Origin of the sequence: Paenibacillus sp. J5C2022, from assembly GCF_025567625.1 — a bacterium.
Classification (GTDB): domain Bacteria; phylum Bacillota; class Bacilli; order Paenibacillales; family Paenibacillaceae; genus Pristimantibacillus.
Window position 1 is genome coordinate 1 of sequence record NZ_JAOQJC010000064.1, and the last position, 21586, is coordinate 21586.

General features: G+C 53.4%; 14 protein-coding genes. 11 read left to right on the top strand and 3 right to left on the bottom strand.

The features are described from left to right. Positions 1-303: 303 nt before the first annotated feature. The 6 genes from M6D81_RS29745 to M6D81_RS29770 all read left to right on the top strand — a co-directional run bounded on the left by M6D81_RS29745 (position 304) and on the right by M6D81_RS29770 (position 9887). Entirely contained in the window at positions 304-1236 is a 933-nt protein-coding gene (locus tag M6D81_RS29745) for an AEC family transporter (RefSeq protein ID WP_262681085.1), read from the top strand. A gap of 101 nt (positions 1237-1337) precedes the next feature. Then, positions 1338-3143 (top strand): ABC transporter ATP-binding protein, encoded by a 1806-nt coding sequence (locus tag M6D81_RS29750; RefSeq protein ID WP_262681086.1) that lies wholly within the window; start codon positions 1338-1340, stop codon positions 3141-3143. A gap of 1245 nt (positions 3144-4388) precedes the next feature. Continuing rightward, a complete protein-coding gene (locus M6D81_RS29755; RefSeq protein WP_262681088.1) occupies positions 4389-5081 on the top strand; it encodes an ABC transporter ATP-binding protein in 693 nt (230 codons plus the stop codon). Next, entirely contained in the window at positions 5071-6105 is a 1035-nt protein-coding gene (locus M6D81_RS29760) for an efflux RND transporter periplasmic adaptor subunit (RefSeq protein WP_262681089.1), read from the top strand. The genes M6D81_RS29755 and M6D81_RS29760 overlap by 11 nt, the downstream gene beginning before the upstream one ends. 27 nt (positions 6106-6132) lie before the next feature. Beyond that, complete coding sequence (locus M6D81_RS29765; RefSeq protein ID WP_262681091.1) at positions 6133-9018, top strand: ABC transporter permease; 2886 nt, start codon at positions 6133-6135, stop codon at positions 9016-9018. Next, a complete protein-coding gene (locus tag M6D81_RS29770) occupies positions 9015-9887 on the top strand; it encodes an ABC transporter ATP-binding protein (RefSeq protein WP_262681093.1) in 873 nt (290 codons plus the stop codon). Before M6D81_RS29765 ends, M6D81_RS29770 begins: the two co-directional genes overlap by 4 nt. Here M6D81_RS29770 and M6D81_RS29775 read toward each other — a convergent pair. After that, complete coding sequence (locus tag M6D81_RS29775) at positions 9882-10721, bottom strand: M23 family metallopeptidase (RefSeq protein WP_262681095.1); 840 nt, start codon at positions 10719-10721, stop codon at positions 9882-9884. The genes M6D81_RS29770 and M6D81_RS29775 overlap by 6 nt on opposite strands. 231 nt (positions 10722-10952) lie before the next feature. On the opposite strand from M6D81_RS29775, the gene lacZ reads away from it, so the two are divergent. Beyond that, positions 10953-14099, top strand: a complete 3147-nt coding sequence (gene lacZ / locus M6D81_RS29780) for a beta-galactosidase, LacZ type (protein WP_262681097.1) — start codon at positions 10953-10955, stop codon at positions 14097-14099. A gap of 195 nt (positions 14100-14294) precedes the next feature. Here the strand turns inward: lacZ and M6D81_RS29785 are convergent, their stop codons facing one another. Both M6D81_RS29785 and M6D81_RS29790 read right to left on the bottom strand, forming a co-directional pair. Beyond that, positions 14295-14993: a VanZ family protein gene (locus M6D81_RS29785; protein WP_262681099.1), complete on the bottom strand. Its 699-nt coding sequence runs from the start codon at positions 14991-14993 to the stop codon at positions 14295-14297. Beyond that, positions 14990-15319 carry a PadR family transcriptional regulator gene (locus M6D81_RS29790; protein WP_262681101.1) on the bottom strand — a complete coding sequence of 110 codons (330 nt, stop codon included), beginning with the start codon at positions 15317-15319 and terminating at the stop codon, positions 14990-14992. The genes M6D81_RS29785 and M6D81_RS29790 overlap by 4 nt, the downstream gene beginning before the upstream one ends. Positions 15320-15583: 264 nt before the next feature. On the opposite strand from M6D81_RS29790, the gene M6D81_RS29795 reads away from it, so the two are divergent. The 4 genes from M6D81_RS29795 (at position 15584) to M6D81_RS29810 (ending at position 21572) form a co-directional block, all read left to right on the top strand. Further along, entirely contained in the window at positions 15584-17368 is a 1785-nt protein-coding gene (locus tag M6D81_RS29795; RefSeq protein WP_262681102.1) for a cache domain-containing sensor histidine kinase, read from the top strand. After that, on the top strand, positions 17362-18882 hold the full coding sequence (locus M6D81_RS29800) for a response regulator (protein WP_262681104.1): 1521 nt from the start codon (positions 17362-17364) through the stop codon (positions 18880-18882). The genes M6D81_RS29795 and M6D81_RS29800 overlap by 7 nt, the downstream gene beginning before the upstream one ends. 156 nt (positions 18883-19038) lie before the next feature. Continuing rightward, on the top strand, positions 19039-20433 hold the full coding sequence (locus M6D81_RS29805) for an ABC transporter substrate-binding protein (protein ID WP_262681106.1): 1395 nt from the start codon (positions 19039-19041) through the stop codon (positions 20431-20433). 38 nt (positions 20434-20471) lie between these two features. Further along, positions 20472-21572, top strand: a complete 1101-nt coding sequence (locus M6D81_RS29810; protein WP_262681108.1) for a Gfo/Idh/MocA family protein — start codon at positions 20472-20474, stop codon at positions 21570-21572. Positions 21573-21586: the final 14 nt, after the last annotated feature.

Genomic DNA, 21586 nt, shown 5'->3' on the forward strand with positions numbered 1-21586 from the left:
CGAACGCGAGTAACGTATCTACGGATTGCGTAAAGCAGGAAGTAGTAGATGGGCTGTTCCGCCCCATGTGTCTGTTAGACACATGTTGCTTACTTAGACATCGTGAAGGACACCCCTAACCTAAGGCTTGAATGCGGTCAACCCGCTTCATATCAGGTGTTTGCAAGATGTTGATGGTAAGGAGCCCCCACTTCTACATGTGATTGTGATTGCAAGTAAGTGGGGGAGGTTCACTCTAGTAAATGATTAAAATGAAACATAGCGTCCCGAGCGAAATACTAGATGAAAGAAGACGATTAGGCGATGGATATATTTTTTCATATTTTGGTTACGAATGTACTGCCGATGGGGCTTCTTATCGGTCTCGGAGTTATTCTTCAGCGAGCCTTCACTCTGGATATCAAAACGTTGTCCAAGTTAAACTTCTATCTTTTCTCTCCGGCCATTATGTTCAATCTGATATACAATACGGAGATCTCGGCACAGTCGATCGGCAAGGTCATGTTTTTCTTCGTTCTTTTTATGGCAGGACAATATGTGCTGGTGGAGACCGTCATTCGGATCAGGGGCTACAGCCCCGGCATGAAAAGTGCGATGCGCAACAGCGTTTTGTTCTACAACAGCGCCAATTACGGCATTCCGCTCAATCAACTGGCTTTCTCCGGCAATAAGGAGACGTTGGCCATTCAGGTGCTGATCATGATGATGCAATCGCTCATTCCCAATACCTATGGCGTATATAATGTGAATGCGCATAAAGCCAATCGGGCGGCGATATGGCGGACGATTATGTCCATGCCGGTCATCTATGTCATCCCGCTTGCCTTCCTGCTCCGATACTTGCATGTGCCCATTCCGCAATCGATCGAGACGCCGATTACTTATTTGTCCGATGCGTTCATCGGCACAGCTCTCATTACGCTTGGGGTACAGCTGGGCAGCATGAGCTGGAAGGTGAGCCGTTCGCTTGTCATTGACGTCAGTCTGTCCGGCGTGCTCCGATTGGTGGCTGGCCCGCTGCTTGCATGGCTGATCGTGTGGCTGCTTGGCCTGGAGCGGTTCGTAGCGGCTGCGCTCATCGTATCGTCTGCGGTACCGACGTCGCTCAGCAGCGTATTGCTCGCCGTAGAGTTCGACAATGAGAAGGAATTCGCTTCCCAGTCGGTGTTCGTATCCACGCTGTTCAGCATATTGACTGTGACGGCCGTGATCTTCTTCCTGAAGCTTGAGCTGTAGAGGGGCTGGAGACTGAAGGGAATGCATGGAATGCAACTGATGAGAGTGTTCCCGGCGGCGATGCACTTGGCGAGACGAAGGCAAGAAGGGAGGAGCCTGCAATGCAGGAGACAAGATTGGGGGAAGGAATGGGGATGCGCAAGTTCGGCAGCGGCATTCGAGTGAAGCCTGCCAGCGTATGGCATATGCTCGTCCAGATGGCGGCCAATGCCCGCTCGGAATGGAGGGGGCTGCTTGTAGCTCTCATATGCATGATTGCCATCTCTTTGCTCGAATTTCTCATTCCCCAGCTGACGAAATACACGATTGACCATATTATCGTAGAGAAACTGTATGGGGAACTGCTGCTCATCGGCGCAGGCATATTGACGGCAGCGGCTCTGCTCGGAGTGCTGCGCTATATGAGTGCCTCCTTCATGGCGGCTGTCGGACAGAAGGTGCTGTTCAAGCTGCGCAACGACTTGTACCGCCATCTGCAGCGGCTGGATGTCGCTTATTACGACCGGAACCGGACGGGCGATTTAATGTCGCGCGTCACCAATGACGTCAGCATGCTGCAGCAGCTGATTTCCTCCGGGATGCTGCAGCTGTTTACGGACACTTTCACCTTTGTCGCGATAGCCGTCTATATGCTGTGGGTCGATTGGCGGTTGACGTTGCTGCTGCTCGCTACGTTCCCCGTCATGTTCATCGTCACACGCTTGTTCGGGCACAGCATTCGATCGGCGTTCCGCAAGGTGCAGCAATCGGTGGCGGATGTGAGCGACCATCTGCAGAATACGTTGACAGGCGTGCGCATGATCAAGTCCTTCACGGCGGAGGAATACGAATCGGAGCGCTTCACGGAGCGGACGAGGCGCAACATGGAGGCGAACGTACGCGCGGCCAGATTGCGTGCAGCTTATGAGCCCGTTATTGATTTCATCATTTATGTAGGGCTCGCGATTGTCGTCGTCTTCGGCGCATGGCTGACGATGAGAGAAGCGCTGACGGTTGGCACACTGGTCGCTTTTACCGCTTACTTGCGTCTGCTGCAAAATCCCGTCAGGCGATTCAGCCGCATATTGAATACCGTCCAGCAAGCCGCGGCCGCTTATGAGAGAATCGTCGAGGTTATGCAGACGACGCCTGGAATAGAGGATGCGCCGGATGCCGTGGATCTTCCCTGCGTGAAGGGACATATACGATTCCAGGATGTCCGCTTCTCTTATGGAACCGACGGGACTGTGCTTGACGGCTTCGATCTGGAGCTGGCGGCCGGGGAGGTGACGGCGCTGGTCGGTTCGTCGGGAGCAGGCAAGACGACGATCGCTCATCTGATTATGCGATTCTATGATGTGGACAGCGGCAGTGTGACGATTGACGGCATCGACATTCGGGAGGTGAAGCAACAGTCGCTCCGGGCAAGCATCGGCATAGTGTCCCAGGATGTCATCCTATTCAACGGGACGATCGCCGAGAATATCCGCTACGGCAATCAGAAGGCGAGCGATGAGGAGGTGCGAGCTGCTGCCAGAGCCGCCAATGCGGATTCGTTCATCGAAGCATTCGCGAATGGCTACGATACAGAGATTGGCGAACGGGGAATCAAGCTGTCGGGCGGACAGAAGCAGCGGTTGTCCATCGCCAGGGCGCTGCTCAGCGATCCGCGGATCATTATTTTGGATGAGGCGACAGCTTCTCTGGATACCGAGTCGGAGCAACTGATTCAAGAAGCGCTGCAGACGCTTCTCCAAGGGAGAACGTGTCTGGTCATCGCCCATCGTCTGTCGACGATTCAGCGGGCCGATCGAATCTATGTGCTGGAGGACGGACGTATCGTGGAGCAGGGAACACACTGGACGCTGCTGGAACGGAGAGGGAGATACCGCGAGCTGTATGAGCTGCAGTTTCCGGTGACGACGTAAGGAGGGGATTCCCGAGAGGAAGGGGCCCCCTCCTTTTTTTGTGCAAATTTAATAAGTTCCGGGGCCTCGCAAGTACCGGAGTATCCTACACTGGAGCGCTGAAAGGGGCGTGCGGGCCAGAATAGTGTATGAATCCTACACTGGAGCGCCGAAAGGGGGTGTGCGAGCCGGAATAGTGTATGAATCCTACACTGGAGCGCTGAAAAGGGGTGTGCGAGCCGAAATAGTGTATGAATCCTACACTGGAGCGCTGAAAGGGGTGTGCGAGCCGAAATAGTGTATGAATCCTACACTGGAGCGCTGAAAAGGGGTGTGCGAGCCGAAATAGTGTATGAATCCTACACTGGAGCGCTGAAAAGGGGTGTGCGAGCCGAAATAGTGTATGAATCCTACACTGGAGCGCTGAAAAGGGGTGTGCGAGCCGGAATAGTGTATGAATCCTACACTGGAGCGTCGAAAAGGGGCGTGCGAGCCGGAATAGTGTATGAATCCTACACTGGAGCGCTGAAAAGGGGTGTGCGAGCCGAAATAGTGTATGAATCCTACACTGGAGCGCCGAAAAGGGCGAGCGAGCCGGAATAGTGTATGAATCCTACACTGGAGCGCCGAAAAGGGGCGTGCGAGCCGGAATAGTGTATGAATCCTACACTGGAGCGCCGAAAAGGGGTGTGCGAGTCGGGAGGGAGTAGTAACCGAAAGAACCCCGTCAGGCGTTTTAATTAAGTGGCAAAATGAAACTCGGATAGGAATTATGCAGATAGACAGTGGGGCTGTAAGCGATGTGACCTTGGTTACAGAGTGGGAAGAAGCTAGTTTTAGAAGCTGTAGGGCATGTAACCTCAGTTGGAAATATGGAAGTGGGCGAATGGAGAGCGGTAAGTGATGTGACCTTGGTTGCAGAGTGGGAAGAAGCTAGTTCAGGAGTAGCAAGAGATGCAGCATCGATTGGATTGCTGAAAGCAGCTAGTTTAGAAGGTGTAGGGCATGTAACCTCGGTTGGAAATATGGAAGTGGGCGAATGGAAGCGGTAAGCGATGTGACCTTGGTTGCAGAGCGGGCAGTAGGCGGAAGTGGGGCTAAGCGGTGTTACCCTGGCATAAATTCGTAATAGATGAGAAGTAATGGACTTCGCTAGGCGTTTTTCTCATCATACATGGATTGTATGCGATCATGAAGGCGTGCTATGATTAATATACTATTATTGGAAAACAACGAATCGCCATCGGTATACGGAGGTGCAGTAGAATGGATCAATCGGCAAATGCGATCATTTCTGCAAGCGCTTTAAAACGAACGTTCGGCAGCGGAGCAAGAACAGTCACCGTCCTTCGTCATCTATCCCTCTCCATTGCGCCGGGGCGGCTCGTGGCGCTGAAGGGGCGTTCGGGCTCCGGCAAGACAACGTTAATCAATCTGCTGAGCGGATTGGATCAGCCCGACGCAGGGGAAGTCTGGTTCGACGGAGAGCTCTTGACGTCCATGACAGGCAAGCAGCGCGACAAGGTGCGGCGAAGAAAGATGGGCCTGGTGTTCCAGTCGTTCGCCTTGCTTCCGCTCATGTCTGCGTACGAGAATGTAGACTTCGTGCTGAGGGTGGCCGGCGTCCCGGCGGAGGCACGAGCAACTGCGGCGCTTGACGCCCTGGAGCAGGTAGGGCTGTCCAACCGTATCCATCACCGCCCTTACGAGTTGTCCGGCGGCGAGCAGCAGCGGACGGCAATCGCCAGAGCGATCGCCCACAAGCCGAAGCTTCTGCTTGCCGACGAGCCGACGGCCGAACTGGACAGCCGCACAGGCTTGCAGATGCTGCGATTGTTCCGCCAGCTGATTCAGTCGACCGGCATGACAATCGTCATGAGCACGCATGACCCAGCCATTATGGATATCGTCGACGATGTGTATGAATTGGAGGATGGGGAAATTGTGGATGCGCGGTAATTCGGAATGGTCAGTGGCGGGATTAAGTGCAGTTATGCTGCTTCTAGCTGTTATGCTGGCGGGGTGCACGCTCCTCCCCGCCGAGGAAGAAGCGTTGGCCCCGCCGCTGGTGAAGCCGCCTCAAGAGAACTACCGTACGGTGGCGGTCGAGCGGGGAACGATTACCCAGGAGATCAGAGGTAACGGGGTCCTGGAATCCTATGCTTCCGACGCTGCGCAATTCCGGGCAGCCGGTGGCAGGGTGGACAAGGTGTTCGTCAAGGCGGGCGACATGGTGAAGAAGGGCGATCCGCTGATCGTGCTGGATGTGGAGAATATGGATATCGAGCTGAAGCAGCTGGAGCTGAATATGGAGCGGTCGAGAGCGGCGCTGCGGACGGCCAAGCTGTCGGATGACGACGAAGTATTGAGGCTGGCGAAGCTGCAGTACGAGCTGGATTGGATGAAGTATGATCGGCTGCGGGAGGCTTATGAGAATCGGCTGCTGTCGGCCGGCATGGACGGACAAGTCACTTTCGTCGCCGATGTGGCGGAAGGGGATAAGGTGAATGTGTATGAGACGCTGGTCATGGTATCCGACCCGCTCAAGCTTAGAGTGGCCTTTCCAGCCGAGGACACACCCGAGGCGCACAACATTAGCGTTGGACAACCTGCGCAAGTGAGCTTCTCGACCGATAGCGTGGTGGAGGGGAAGATCACCCAGACGCCGTCTTCGGCTCCTGCAACGGATGATGAGATGCTGCGAAGCCGTTACGCCTCGCATATTTACGTTGAGGTGGACAAGCTGCCGGAAGGAGCGGCAATCGGAATGAGGGCCAACATCCATGTGGTGCTGCAGGAACGGAAGGATGTGCTGCTCATTCCCCGCAGCGGGCTGCGCAGCTATCTTGGACGTACCTTCGTGCGAATTCTGGATGAGGACAACAAGATTCGAGAGATGGATGTGGAGAAGGGGATTATCGGCTCCACGGAAGTGGAGATCGTGAAGGGGCTTGAGGAGGGCGAGCTTGTTGTGCTTCAATAAATCCCTGTTCGCCCGGGAGGGATTCTCATGGCGTTAACGGTTATCCTTATACGCAAGATGATGCAGAACAAATGGCTTGTGCTGAGCTTATTCCTCGGCATTCTGATCACTGTGGCGCTCGTGAGCAGCATGCCGATCTATTCGGAAGCGATTCTGTCGCGCATGCTGAAGAAGGATCTGGAGCAGCTGCAGTTAAGGAGCGGAGCGTACCCGGGCGCTTATTACGGGGGCATCTCCTTCTCCAACGAGACATCCGACGAGATCAATGCCAAGTTCGATGAGATAGACGGCTATATGCGCGGCACCGCCGCTCCCGGCTTCCGACTGCCCCTGCAGGAGCTGGTCACGGATCTGGTGTCCGTGTCGCTGAATATGAAGCGGGCGGACGATCCTTCACCCCCAACGAGCAAAAACTTGAAGGCCGTCGTCCTTAAAGCGTACTCCGGATTCCAGGAGCACATCCGGCTGAAGGATGGCCGAATGCCGGCGGAGGGCATGGTGGACGGCGTCTACGAGGTGCTGGCGACGGAACGGGCGCTTAACCGTTACGGTGCCGTGCTGGGCGATGTGTTCACAGTGGCCGACAGCAAGGTGGCAGCTGATATTAAGCTGAGACCGGTCGGGCTGATTGAGAAGAAGCGGGATGACGATCCCTACTTCCGCTATGGCAATCTGAGCGACATGAACAATAGCTTCATTATGCCGTTCGGACTGGCGGAGGAGCATCTGCTGCGCTATCGCGTCATTCCGCTCTTATCAGCCGGCTGGTACTTCATAATGGATTACAGCAAGATGGAGCTGCGCCATGCCGGCAGCTATACCGCTATGGATGAAGCGATTCGAAGCAAGCTGCTTCGGCATGTCTCGATGTATCATATGACTACGGATGCCAAGGCGCTGGAGACGATCGCCAGTTATGATGAACGTGCGAAGCGGCTGCGTACATTCATGTGGGCGCTTAACGTACCGATGCTGATCATGCTGGGCTTCTATATGCTCATGATTGCCAATCTGATTGCCGGCAGGCAGAAGAATGAGATTGCGGTCATTCGCAGCAGAGGGGCGGCAAGATGGCAGATTATTGCGGCAAGCTTGCTGGAAGGCATGCTGCTGGGCGGAGCTGCACTGGCGGCAGGGCCCTGGCTTGGCGTCGCGCTTACCGAACTGCTGGGCGCTTCAAGCGGCTTCCTGGAATTCGTGCAGCGAGTTCGTCTGCCTGTACGGTTAACGGGAGAGGCTTACTTATACGGGGCTATGGCGGCAGGAGCTTGCATCGCTGTGACAATTGTTCCGGTTATTATCGCCACCCGCGCCACAATCGTCAGCCACAAGCGGCAGGCGGCAAGACTGACGGGAAGTCCGCTCTGGCACAAGCTGTTCCTCGACATCATCGCACTCGGACTTGCGCTGTACGGCCTGTATACGTTCAGGGGAAGAATGGACGATATGCAGGAGTTGGGCTTGCGTGCGGACGATCTTGCACTAGATCCCTTGCAGTTCGTGGTGCCTGCCTTATTCATTATCGGGGCCGGCTTGCTGCTGCTCAGACTGTATCCCTTCGCTCTGCGCCTTGTATTCTGGCTCGGCAAGCGATGGTGGCCGCCTTCCATGTACGCCATGCTGATCAATGTAGGACGCTCCGGCAGCCAATACCAGTTCCTGATGGTGTTCCTTATTATGACAATCGCGACCGGCGTATTCAGTGCTTCGGCGGCTCGCACCATTAACGGCAATACGGAGGATCGCATTCGCTATGCGGGCGGCGCCGATGTGACGCTGTCCGTCAATTGGGTGAACGATGCTCCGCCTCCCGCTGCGCCTGGGGAGGAGTCAGCCGGAGCTGCGTCTTCGGAGACGATTCATTATGCCGAGCCGCCGTTCGAACCGTTCCGGGAGCTTCCCGGCGTTGAGCAGGCGGCACGCGTATTCGTTAAGCCGAACGCCGGTTTCTTCGCGAATGAGGAGTTCGCGGAGGCGACGCTGATGGCGATCGATACCGACGAATTCGGCAGAACGGCCTGGTTCAGGCATTCATTAATGGACTATCATTTGAACGAATATTTGAACTTGCTGGCTGCAGACAGCTCCGCAGTGCTTATCTCCGGCACGCTCGCGGAACAGAAGGGCGTTGGCGTGGGAGATACGATATGGATCGGCTGGCAAGAAGTGACGCAGCAGCCTTATCAAGTGTATGGCATCATCGATTACTTCCCGACCTTTAATCCGCTCCCCGCCACAGCGTCAGGCGAAGAAGGAGAAGAGGGCAATGCGAAGGACAAGGCTCCGATGTTGATCGTCGCCCATCTGCCGGATGTACAGGTCAGGCTGGCGCTGGAGCCGTATGACATCTGGCTGAAGCTGGCGCCGGACGCATCAACGAAGGAGCTGTACGATGTGCTGGCGGAGAAGAAGATGGCGATATCCAACCTTGCCAATACACGGGAGCAATTGACTGCAGCGCGCAACGATCCGTTCCTGCTTGCGCTGAACGGGGTGCTGACGCTCGGATTCATGTTGTCTGTGCTGGTCAGCTTCGCCGGATTCCTGCTCTATTGGGTGCTGTCGCTGCGCGGCAGGACGTTGCAGAACGGTATATTGCGGGCGATCGGCCTGTCTCTTCGCAATCTGATTGCCATGCTGGCGGCGGAACAGATTCTTACATCGGGCGTAGCGGTGCTGCTGGGTATCGTTGTAGGCAATGCGGCAAGTCTCCTCTATGTACAGAGCTTCCAGATCGCCTTCCATCCCGCCAGTCTCGTGCCGCCGTTCATGGTGAGAATCGAAGGAGCGGATCTGCTGCGCATCACCGTCATTGTGGGCTGCATGCTGCTGATCGGTCTCGGCTTATTGGCTTGCATGCTGTCGCGACTGCGCATACACCAAGCGCTTAAGCTGGGGGAGGATGAAGGATGATCACTTGCGAGGGACTGGTGAAAATATATAAAACCGCCGATCTGGAAGTATTCGCCCTGCAAGGGCTGGATCTGCACGTGGAGAACGGCGAACTGATGGCGATTATCGGCAACAGCGGCAGCGGCAAATCGACACTGCTCAATATGCTGGGCGGTCTGGACCGGCCTACTGCGGGCAAGCTGTTCGTCGTCGGTCAGGACATGCTGAACTTCAAGGAACGCGATCTTGTACGCTACAAGCGGAACACTGTCGGATTCGTCTGGCAGAACAATGCCCGCAATCTGGTTCCGTACTTGACGGCGCAGGAAAATGTGGAGCTGCCGATCCTGTTGACGGGGAGACGCAGAAGGGAGCGCGCCAAGGAATTGCTTGACGCCGTCGGATTGAAGCACCGGGCGGGCAATAAGCTGTATCAGCTGTCGGGCGGGGAGCAGCAGCGGGTGGCGATTGCCATCGCTCTGGCGAACGAGCCGAAGCTGCTGCTGGCCGATGAGCCGACAGGCTCGGTGGATTCCAGAATGGCTGGCGGCATACTGGATCTGTTCCGGGAGCTGAATCGTACGATTGGCCTTACGATCGTCATAGTGACGCACGATCCTGAGCTGGCGAAGAAGGTGGAGCGTGTCGCCGCCATTCGCGACGGCAAGATCTCTTCGGAGCTGCTGCGAAGGCGATCCTACGCGGAGGAGCTCGCCGAGCTGGAGCAGTCTGAGGCGGGAGAAGCGCATGTGGAGTACGCAATTGTAGACAAGGCCGGCCGGCTTCAAGTGCCGCCCGGCTATCTGGAGTCTATCGGCGTCCGCAATTCCAACAAGGTACGGGTGGAATTGGAGGATGGCCGGATTATCCTTCTTCCTCCCGACCTATAATTCCCACCACTTCAAGCAGAGGTAGGGATCGACGGAATGGTAGGAAGGAGTGCGCTTGTACATGCCGAAGTGAAGATGAGGCAGGAACTTGCCGCTCGTCCCTTCCGGGCCGTATCCCGTGCTTCCAACATACCCGATCGGTTGTCCGGCGCTGACTTTGGCTCCTTCCTTGATGCCGGAAGCGTATCCGGACAAGTGCGCGTAGTACATCTCCGTGTTGTCGTCGACCCGAATCGTCACGCGCCAGCCGCCGTATTCGTTCCAGCCCGCCTTGACGATCGTGCCGCTCGTTGCGCTGTATACGGGTGCGCCTTCATTCGCCATAATATCGACGCCCTCATGCTTGCGGATCTCTTCGCCGCTAGGCGACCAGCTGCGGGCTTCGGCATAGCTGTTCGCATATTCCGAATATGTGCCTGCTTTTAGCGGAAATACGCCATTTGCGTAAGCGGCAGGTTTTTTTGGTATGCGAATCTCCAAGCCTTTCCAGATAATATCGGGATTCGGAATTTGAGGATTGGCTGCAATCAGCTTGTCCAGTGGGACAGCGTATCGCAAGGCGATTTTCCACATCGTATCGTTGCTCTCAACGGGAACCGTAACGTATTGTTGCGGGTCGGGCACCTGCAGCGTCTGTCCGACTAGCAGATCGTATGTTTTCAGCCCGTTGCGCTGCATCAGTTGTTCCACCGTCGTGCCGTGCTTGACACTAATTTTCCATAGACTGTCTCCCGGCTGTACGGTGTAAGTCGCAGCTGCTGCTATGCCCGGCGAAGCCGCAAGCACAGATAGCATAGCGGACATACATATGAGCTTCTTCATCTTGTGTTTCATGCGAGGTCTTCCTCTCTATGTATGGAATGGGTGTTCACTTCCATTTTAATGAGGATGGGGGGATAGATTTAGCTGTAAATAATGGAAGGATTGAGGACGGGGGAAAGGGAAGAACTTTAAGGATAGTTTCATATTTTAATAGTAGTTTATCATATATTGTGATTAATATAGGAGAGCTAGTCATTTATAATCATAATATACTTCATGCTGTGGAAGGAGCGCTTCACGATTATGAGAAAAAAATTAATCTATTCACCGCCTGCCAACGGTTACCCGGAATGGAACAATAATCCCGAAATCTATCAGTTGAACCGGATGGACGCCCATGCGCATCTGATGCCGTTCCATACGATGGAAGAAGCGCTGGTCGGCGACCATGCCAAGTCCCGCAATCGCATGCTGCTGAATGGCAAGTGGCAGTTCGCCTTCGCAACGTGTCCGGAGAAGCGGGAAGAATCCTTCTATAAAACGGATTATGACAGCAGCTCCTGGAACGAGATTAACGTTCCCGCCCATTGGCAGCTGCAAGGGTACGATTATCCACAATATACGAATGTGGTCTATCCGTGGGTGGGCAACGAGGATATTAAGCCGCCGTATGCGCCTGTACAATACAATCCTGTCGGTTCCTATATTCGCAACTTCTCGATCCCCGATAATTGGAAGGGACAGCCGGTATTCATCAGCTTCCAGGGGGTCGAATCCGCATTCTACGTCTGGCTGAACGGCGAACTGGTCGGTTACAGTGAAGATACGTTCACCCCGGCGGAGTTCGATCTTACGCCTTATCTGCAGGAAGGGGACAATAAGCTGGCCGTAGAGGTGTATCGCTGGTGCGATGCGAGCTGGCTGGAGGATCAGGATTTCTGGCGGATGAGCGGCATCTTCCGCGATGTGTATCTGTATACGACGCCGGAAGCGCACATTTACGACTTCGGAGTCATAACCGAGCCGGATGAGCGTTACTGCGATGCCGAGATGAAGGTAAGCACCAAGCTCATCAACTACTTCGGCGGGGAACTGGGCGGACTGAAGCTGGAAGCGCAGCTCTATGACGGGGAGCAGCAGCCAATATGGGGGGAACAGCTCACAGCTGCGGTATCGGTCGAAGGCGAGGGTTATACGGACGTCGCGTTGTCCGCGCTGGTGGAGCGGCCCCTGTTGTGGAGTGCGGAGCAGCCCAATCTGTACACGCTCGTGCTGGCTCTGAAGTCGGGAGACGGCTCGATATTGGAGACGGTAAGCAGCCGAGTGGGCTTCCGCCGCTTCGAGATCAAGGATGGCCTTATGCTCATTAACGGCAAGCGGATTCTGTTCCGAGGCGTGAACCGCCATGAGTTCTCCTGCGATACCGGCCGTGCGATCGGCGAATCGGATATGCGGCGGGATATCACGCTGATGAAGCAGCACAATATCAATGCGGTAAGGACATCCCATTATCCGAACCAGTCGCTGTGGTATCGGCTTTGCGACGAGTATGGCTTGTACGTAATTGATGAAGCCAATCTGGAGACGCATGGCTCATGGAGGTACGGACAGCAGGAGCTGGAGGAGACGATACCGGGCAGCAGGCCGGAGTGGACTGCCGCATGCATCGACCGTTGCAATTCCATGCTGCAGCGCGACAAGAATCACCCCAGTATCGTCATCTGGTCGCTGGGCAACGAGTCGTTCGGCGGAGACAACTTCCATCGCATGTACGATTTCCTCGTGGAGCGGGACCCGACGCGCCTCATTCACTATGAAGGCGTATTCCACTATCGTCCGTCCGATGCGGCCTCCGATATCGAGAGCACCATGTATACGAATCCGAGACTGGTAGAGCAGTATGCGCTGAACTCGCCGAAGAAGCCGTATATCATATGCGAGTACAGCCATGCCATGGGCAACTCCTGCGGCGGCTTGCATCTGTATGGCGAGCTGTTCGACAAGTATCCCGTCATTCAAGGCGGATTCATCTGGGATTGGATTGATCAGGCGATCAGAGTGACGGATGAGGCTGGCAATGCCCGCATGCTGTACGGCGGAGATTTCGGAGAGTCGCCGCATGACGGGAACTTTTGCGGGAACGGGCTTATATTCGCAGACGGCGCCGTCTCGCCGAAGCTGCAGGAAGTGAAGAAGGTATACCAGTATGTGAAATTCAGAGAAGCCGATCTGAAGCAAGGAAGGATAGCCGTCTCCAACAAAGCGCTGTTCTTATCTCTGGATGAATACGACTTCAAGTGGTCCGTTGCTGTGAACGGGCAGAAGGTGCAGGAGGGCAAGCTGTCCGTCAGCGCCGCACCGTTAACGGATGTGGAGGTGGAAGTGCCGTATGCGCTGCCGGAATTGCAGGATATGTCCCAGGAAGCCGTGTTGACCGTTAGCGCTCATTTGAAGGAAGCGGCTCTGTGGGCGGAAGCGGGTCATGAGCTTGCGTTCGAGCAATTTATTCTGCCGGCGAAGCTGACTGCCGAAGCAAGCAGCCATGCGCTGCGGCAGCAGTCGGAAGCCAATAGCGTAATTGTCGTGCAGCAGCACGATCATATCCTTGCGGTGAGCGGCGGAAGCGGAGAAGGGAATACCCCGTTCACGGTCAAGTTCGATCAGCGTACGGGCAATATGGTCTCCTATGCGTGGAACGGCAAGGAGCTTCTGCTCTCGGCGCCAGCACCTAACTTCTGGAGAGCTTATACAGATAACGACCGCGGCAACAAAGGGCATGAGCGGTGCGCAACCTGGAAGCTGGCCGGGGCGGAACGCGAGCTGCTGGGCATGACTTGGCATAGAGGGGCGAGAGCGATCGATGTGGAAGTTCGCTATGTGTTGCCCACCACTGTGGTCTCCTATGTGAACATGTTCTACAGAGTGCAATGGGACGGTACGGTAGACGTCAGGGAAGAGCTGCATCCGGGTAGTGAATCCTTGCCGGAGATTCCAGAAGTGGGCGTCGTGCTGCAGATGCCTGTAGAGTTCGATACGGTAAGCTGGTACGGGAAAGGTCCGGAAGAGACGTATTGGGATCGCCAGACCGGCGGCAAGCTTGGGCTGTATGCTGGCAAAGTGAAGGATCAGCTGGCCCCTTACATCAGGCCGCAGGAGACGGGCAACAAGGTCGGTGTGCGATTCGCATCGGTGACGAATGCTGCCGGTGAAGGCCTCGCATTCAAGGGGAATCCGAGCTTCGAGCTGAACGCCTTGCCTTACACACCGAGCGAGCTGGAGGCGCATGATCATCCCCATCTGCTGCCGCCTGCGGAGAAGACGGTCGTCCGTGTGAACGGCTTGCAGATGGGGGTCGGCGGCAACGACAGCTGGGGTGCGCGCACGGAAGCACCGTATTTGCTTCATGCGACGCGGGTGTATACGCATCAATTCTCATTTAAAGGAATATAGCGATAGAGAGAATGCGCCTTTAGTAGCCGGCTGGCTGCTGAAGGCGCATTTGACTTGTGTTAGACGAGGACGGGATAAGGTAGCTTGGCGAGGAGGCGGCAGAATAACGGACAGGATAACATGGACTAGTCTACTAATTATTGTCGACAAATGGTAACATTCCTGTACGCTTTTAATTCGAATCGTCCTGCACATTTACTTTAGAGTTGGGCGAAGCCTTTGCAAAGTAAGTCGCCAACCTGCCGCTGCCATTGTCCATACCGCATATCCGATTGCTCCACCGAAGACGTTCAAGATGAGATCATCTACGTCAAAGAAGCCGAGCCGCATACCTAGCTGGGTCAGTTCGATGGTGAGGCTGGCCAGCATCGTCCAGACGATGGTTGTCGAGAAACGCCGCGCCTTAGCGAACAGGATCGGCAGCAGGAACCCAAGTGGAACGAAGAGCAGCATGTTGCCGAAGAGATTAAAGAACCAGGTATCGAAAGTGTAATGATGATAACCGTTGGCATACTGTAGAATGGTTTGGAACGGAGTCAAGTTGGGACGAGGCCTCTCCCATACCCAGCTGCGTTCTATAAGTCGCATTGGGCTCAATAATAGTAGATAAACAACGACCAGCGCATAAGTCGCGGAGACAAACCACACCAAAGCTTTCATCCATTTTCGATTCGGTGATACCGCCTTGTTAATGGAGCCTCCCACAAGTTCCAATTCGCCGAAATCGGCGATAGCCAGCTTAATCGCATGCACATCTCGCACACCATCGGTGACATAGCTCGTCCGCAATTGCTCCAGATGATCGAGAAACTCTTCGTACAACTCCCTCTTGGTTTCAGCCGAGGCGTCGATGTTTTGCAGGATTTTGTTTAAATACTCATCAAAGGCATTCATGCGAAACCCGCCTTTCTACACAATTGAATCAGTGCGTGTACTTGATCCCAAGCGGCCAGCTTGTCGGTCAACTCCGCACGTCCGGTTTCCGTGAGCGCGTAGAATTTCCTCCGGCCGCTTGCTTCGTTGTCGATCCAATAGGAACGAAGCAACCCTTTGTTTTCAAGCCGTTTTAGCGCGGGATAGAGCGTCCCTTGGCTCATTTGGTACGAATCATGACTCAACTCCTTCAACTGTTGGACAATCTCGTACCCATAAGTATCCTTGCGCGCTATTATTGAGAGCAGAAGGATGTCGACGCTGCCTTTCAAAATCTCTTTGTCCATGTCGTTCACCTCTAAATACATTGTATAGCGACATATGTCGCTATACAAGTTTATTTTTTTTAATTTATTTTATGTAATAAGTATTTTGTGCTAACGGGGAACAATTGCTCAATAAATATCAAGAGGAACATTCCATCGCATTGAACCATTCAGACAATAGATGCCTAAGGATTGCCGTATCGACGGATTTTGTCCGATCGGGTATGATACAATTCGTAGAATAGCTTTTCGATCCATCTATCCATCCATCGAGGAGGTAGATTCATGGGCGTGGCAGCCGCATTTAATCGTTTGCGCAGCAAAATTTTCATCTCTACTGTGTTATTCGTGATTATCCCTACTATAGTGGCCTTCCTATTGCTAAACCGTACACTTGAAATGAAAATTGAGGAGAAAGTTGGCGCTGCCTCTCAGGGAGCGTTAGATCTTGCCGTGAAAAACATGGGCGGCATGCTGGAAAATATGATGACGTCAATCACTGTCATTATGCTCGATCCGGATATGATACGACTATTAAAGCAGCCTGATCAAATGGATGCTTACGAGAAGCATCAAGTTGTGGACAGTACCATTAGATCGCTCAAAAGCACATATTTGTTTAACATGGATAGCCAACTGACGCTTCTTGACTGGAGAGGGCATGTGTATACATCGTGGTATACCAAAGGGAGAACTTATGATGATTTCGCCGCCGAAGCTTGGTTCGAGCAATTGTCCGCTTCCAAAGCAAGCTTTATATGGATGGACAGCTTTCAATATGAAACGGAATATGACGGGGTTCCGATGCTTTCCGTCGCCCGGCTCATTCAGACGCCTGCCGACTTCGAATCGTACGGGATCGCTGTCGTCAGCGTTCCTGAAGAAGAGCTGTGGTCCATATCGGAGGGAATTGCGGGAGAGATGATCATTGTTGACTCGGAAGGACATGTCATCACGGGTGGAAATAACAATGGGCACGAGCTCAATCAGCATGTGACTAACGATGCATTTCTTCGGGATATATCCAATCAGGACCATGGGCAGACCGTTGCCGAGTGGAACGGAACCAAAATGATGATTAATTACAATACGATCGATATTACCGGGTGGAAGGCTGTACAGCTTATTCCGTATGATGAAGTATTCGCGGAAATCTATTCCGTGCGTAAGCTTAGTATCGTTATCGCGGCAGCCATTTTTCTTCTGTTTATCGGCATCGGATTTTCTATCGCTGACCGTGTATCGAAACCGCTCGGCTTGCTGCAGAAAAAAATGCGAAAAACAGGAAACGGCGAATTCGCGATCATTAATTCAATTAAGGGTACCGTTGAAATTTCCGATTTGATCGGGACCTATAATACGATGATCGGAAATATGAAAAGCTTGCTGGCAAAAGTCAAGGACGAGCATGAGCAAAAGGAACAAATGCGCTTCAAGGCGCTGCAGGCGCAAATCAATCCGCACTTTATTTTGAATACGTTAAACAATATTAAGTGGATGGCGTTCATGCGAGATGATCGCGAAGTTGGGGAAATGATCTCATGTCTGGCTGCTCTAATGGAAGAGAGTATTGGGCGGGGCAACGACATCATATCGATACGTCAGGAAATACGTTACATTGAAAATTTCATGCAGTTGCAGAAGATTAAATACAATGAACGCATCACCGTCAATTATGATATCCCGGAGCCTCTGCTGGACGGATTGACGATCAAGTTCATGCTTCAGCCGATTGTGGAGAATTGCATCTATCATGGGATGAAGAAGACGAAGAACAAATGCAGGATCGAGATTCGGGCAAGACAGGAGGCGGATGCCGTTGGGTTCATCATCAGCGACAATGGCGCAGGGATGAGCCGGGATAGACTGAAAGAGGTGCGCACAATGCTGTACGAAGGCTCAGCGGTTGCCGGACCGAAGCATATCGGATTAAAAAATGTGCATGACCGCATCCAATTGAGCTTCGGAGCCGCTTATGGCGTAACGATAGACAGTCAGGAAAATTCGGGTACTGAAGTTTCGGTCAAAATCCCATATCAGAAGTGCGAGGAGGAGGAACGTTTGTGCTGAAGGTTGCTATCGTTGACGATGAAATGGTTGTAAGAATCGGCATTCAATCCCTAATTCCGTGGAGGGACCACGGCTTCGAAATTGTCGGTGACGCGGAAGACGGCGAGCAGGCCGTGTCGTTGATCGAAAGGGAAAAGCCGGATATCGTATTGACGGATATCGTCATGCCTGGCATGGATGGATTGCAACTGATCGAATACGTCAAGAATCATCATCCGCTCATCCACATTTGCGTATTAAGCAGTTATAGTGAATACGACTATGTCAGGCGCGCGCTGAAGCTCGGGGCTGACGATTACTTCTTGAAAGCGTCAATGAAGCCGAACGAGTTGCTTCAACTGCTGGAAGAGATGAAGTCGAGAGTAAGCATCCGGCATGCTCCCGCTGCAGAAGCAACGTCGACGACCGATTTCGGGTCATTGCTGAATGGAAGCATACCCGCACAGCTGGAAGACATGATGGAGGCACAGCCGTGCAGGTTGCTCGTCATACGCGCGCATCGACATAATCAGAGCAGGCAAGCCGGGAGCGAGGTGACGCAAGCAATGCTCCGATTGCTGGAGCAGCAGCTGAACGAAGCGGAGGGGCAGACGGTGATAGCGAATAAGTCAGGCGAATGGATCGCGATTTTGCCGGAGAATGAGTATGGAGATACTGCTGACGACTTTATCGCGGCGGCGAAACGTTTCTTGAATGTGACGGTCTCCATCGGCTGCAGCGAAACCGTTATTGATCGCGGCGCGCTCGCTCAAGCTTATGATGAAGCGGGATTGGCATGGGAATACTGCTTTCACGGTGGAACAGGAAAGGTTTATGTCCTTGGCGAGTATGAATATGCTTTAGGGGATTCCTGCAACGATACTGACGCCGCGCCGCGCAGGCTATTGCAGCAGCTGGAGCAGTCAGGTGACAAGGACATTCGATCGAATGTCGATCTTGTAATTCGTTGCCTGCGTGAACGTAAAGTGCAAAAAACGCAAAGTATGGAGCTGTTTCTGGAAATATGGCATGTCATGAAGCAATGTCTGAAGAGGCGCGGCATTGATCGCGGTTTTGGGGAGCACAAGCCGTTCGGCATGCCCGTGTACGAGCGGATTATGCATATCGAGACGATGGATGAAGCGGAACAGTTATTCGATACACTGCTCCAGTATTATGACGAATGGGTAAGCGGGTGGAAGAAAGCGACGTTCAGCAGCGACATACGCAAACTACTCGACTACATTCATGAGCATTACCGCGAGCCTATTTCATTGAAGGATGCGGCGGATTATATCAATCTAAGCGAAAGCTACTTGACGCATTTGTTCAAGAGGGATACGGGCAAAAGCGTGGTGGAATATATTTCAGAGCTGCGAATGAACGAAGCGGCGGCTCTGCTGCGCAATACGGATTCGCCAAGCTATGCGATCGCCGAAGCTGTCGGGTACGCGAACATCAATTACTTCGGGCGTATATTCAAAAAGAGGATGGGAGTCAGCCCAAGTCAGTACCGGGATCGCTTCCGTCAGTGAAAATGTGAACATGGGCAAGCGATTCGTGAACATGCCGAGCAATTCGGAGAGATTGTGAATGATTATCCTCGGATTGTTCATTTCAAGATTGTAAGCGCTAACATAAAATAGTAGATGACAAGAGGCTCTTGATTCATCAATTAAGGGGGAAAGTGAATGAGACAACTAAGACTTCGATTCATTCAAGCCGTTGCGCTTGTTCTTGTTTTGTCGCTGGCGGCATGCAGCGGGAACGGGAACCATAACGCTTCAAGCAGCAATGGAAGAGCAGACGGGAAGCCGGGAGAAGGTTCCGGCCAGACGCCAGGGTCAACCGAACCGCAAGCGGCGAAAATTACATGGTGGGCCGCATGGAACGAAGCGGATGGTCCGGCGGATATTATTAAAGAATTTAATAAGAAATATCCGCACATTGAGATAGAGTATGTGAAGTTCTCGAACAATGACGAAGGCAATGTGAAGATCGACACTTCTTTGCTGGCCGGACTTGAAATCGATGTTCTGATGAATTTCGGTCTGCCGCGGTTCATTCCGAGGGCGGAGAAAGGGCTGCTCCTTGATCTTACAGAGTACATTCAGCGCGACAAGCTCAATATGGAGGAAGAGTTCGGATCCAGCGTCAACACGACGGACGGCAAGTATTTCGGACTTCCGGCTTCCTCATTAAGCAATGTTGTTTATTTTAATGAAACCATGCTGGAAGCGGCGGGATTGCAGGTTCCGGCTGAGTGGACGCTGGAGGACTACAAGGAATATGCCCGCAAGATGACCAGCGGCGAAGGCGCGAACAAGATATACGGCGCCTCGGATTACGCGTACGTCGGGCTGTATTATTGGACCATGCCGGCCAGAGGCCTTCTGGGCGACAATGCGTGGTTCAAGAGCGACAACGAAGCGAATTTCGATCATCCCGTCTATAAGCGCGCGTTGGAGTTCAAATATAATCTCGAGAATGTGGAGAAGATACAGTTCCCGTATACGGAGTTCAAAGCGTCCAAAACGCTTGCCGAGGAGCTGTTCGTGCAAGGCAAGGTAGCCATGACGGCAGGAAGCAATTCACTAACGCGTTTTTTGAAAAATGAAAAGGATTATCCCCATGATTTCCGAACGACGATAGCGCCGTTGCCGATGCTGGATCGTGATCAGGACATCAATTACAACAAAGGCTTATACCCGTTCTCCTACCTTGCGATTAATGCCAAGACCAAGGAGAAGGAGGCTTCCTGGACATTCGCCAAGTGGCTGGCGACGGAGGGTTCGATCTTCTTGGCTAAGGTCGGTCATATTCCATCTTGGACCAAGACGGATAAAAATGCGTTGGCCGATGCGATGCTCGGTCCGAACGCCGATAAGATTATGGATGTTGAAGCCTTCAAAAATGTATTGCTCGATTACGATTCGCCCGCTTATAAGGATACGCGATTGAAAGCTTACTCCGAGGTGAATGCCATTATTCAGGGGGAAGCGGAAAAATATTTGTTCGATCAAATCAGCCTGGATGAAGCGATTGCCAATATGAAGAAGAATGCTGATGACGCATTGCAAAAGTAAGCGATAAAGACAGGAATCTATGAAGGAGTTGGTAGTGGGTGAGTGCAACAATCCATTTCGGAATCGTTGGCTGCGGTTACTTCGGCAGCGGTTTCGCAAGAACGATCAGCAAGTTGGAAGGTGTCAAAACCGTTGCGGTACACGGAGGAACGAGAGCGCAGTCGCTGGCGGACGAGCTGGGCTGCGATGCATACGAGAACCTGGAGGAGATGCTTGTCCGGTCCGACCTGGACGCCATCATCGTAGCCAGTCCGAACCATGCTCACAAAGAAGCGGTTGTCATGGCGGCGAAATACGGCAAGCACGTTTTCTGCGAAAAGCCATTCGCCTTATCGATTGCTGATTGCGACGAAATGATCGCGGCTTGCCGTGACAACGGCGTTGTGCTGATGGCCGGTCATATTATGCATTTCATGAATGGCGTACAGCAGGTGAAGCGCTGGATCGAGGCGGGCGAGATCGGACGGCCGATTGTTATCCATGCTGAACGCACTGGCTGGGAGGAAAGGCAGCGAGAGGTGAGCTGGAAGAAGCAACTGAACAGCTCGGGAGGCCACTTGTTCCATCATATTCATGAGCTGGATTTCTTGCAAGCGATTATGGGTCCCGCCGTATCGGTCAGCACGGCGGGAGGTAATCTGGCGCATAGCGGGGAAGGCTTCGGAGATGAAGACGACGTTCTGCTCGTCACGCTTGAATTCGCTGGCGGCACAGTCGGCACGATGCAATACGGCTCTGGATTCCGCTGGGGAGAGCACTTCGTCAAGATCAACGGAACGGAAGGCGCGATCCTGCTTGATATGGAGCAGTCCTCCGTTATATTGAAGAAAGGCAAGGAAACGATCCGGTTCGGCTTGAACGACACGTCGGAGGAGGATGCGGTGCGGATGGAGACGTATCAACGGAAGAGCGGCGGCGTATTCTACGGAACGAAGGATACGGCACTTCCGCTGCATCTCGGCAAGCTGATGAAGAAGGAGATCAGCTGCTTCCGCGATGCGATTCTGGGATGGCCGATCGAAAAGCAATACGAGCGGTTGTTCAACGGCTCCGCTGCGCGATCATCGGTTGCGACGGCCGAAGCGGCGATGAATTCGCTCCGCGAAAAACGGTGGATGACGATTGAGTGGTCAAATTGATCGTCCCGGGAGGT

What these genes read in the sequence shown, in the direction of transcription:
- M6D81_RS29750 (WP_262681086.1), top strand. Translation starts at nt 1,338, where the DNA reads ATGCAGGAGACAAGATTGGGGGAAGGAATGGGGATGCGCAAGTTCGGC.
- M6D81_RS29785 (WP_262681099.1), bottom strand. Translation starts at nt 14,993, where the DNA reads ATGAATGCCTTTGATGAGTATTTAAACAAAATCCTGCAAAACATCGAC.
- M6D81_RS29775 (WP_262681095.1), bottom strand. Translation starts at nt 10,721, where the DNA reads ATGAAACACAAGATGAAGAAGCTCATATGTATGTCCGCTATGCTATCT.
- M6D81_RS29765 (WP_262681091.1), top strand. Translation starts at nt 6,133, where the DNA reads ATGGCGTTAACGGTTATCCTTATACGCAAGATGATGCAGAACAAATGG.
- M6D81_RS29755 (WP_262681088.1), top strand. Translation starts at nt 4,389, where the DNA reads ATGGATCAATCGGCAAATGCGATCATTTCTGCAAGCGCTTTAAAACGA.
- M6D81_RS29745 (WP_262681085.1), top strand. Translation starts at nt 304, where the DNA reads ATGGATATATTTTTTCATATTTTGGTTACGAATGTACTGCCGATGGGG.
- M6D81_RS29790 (WP_262681101.1), bottom strand. Translation starts at nt 15,319, where the DNA reads ATGGACAAAGAGATTTTGAAAGGCAGCGTCGACATCCTTCTGCTCTCA.
- M6D81_RS29795 (WP_262681102.1), top strand. Translation starts at nt 15,584, where the DNA reads ATGGGCGTGGCAGCCGCATTTAATCGTTTGCGCAGCAAAATTTTCATC.
- M6D81_RS29805 (WP_262681106.1), top strand. Translation starts at nt 19,039, where the DNA reads ATGAGACAACTAAGACTTCGATTCATTCAAGCCGTTGCGCTTGTTCTT.
- M6D81_RS29760 (WP_262681089.1), top strand. Translation starts at nt 5,071, where the DNA reads ATGCGCGGTAATTCGGAATGGTCAGTGGCGGGATTAAGTGCAGTTATG.
- M6D81_RS29770 (WP_262681093.1), top strand. Translation starts at nt 9,015, where the DNA reads ATGATCACTTGCGAGGGACTGGTGAAAATATATAAAACCGCCGATCTG.
- lacZ (WP_262681097.1), top strand. Translation starts at nt 10,953, where the DNA reads ATGAGAAAAAAATTAATCTATTCACCGCCTGCCAACGGTTACCCGGAA.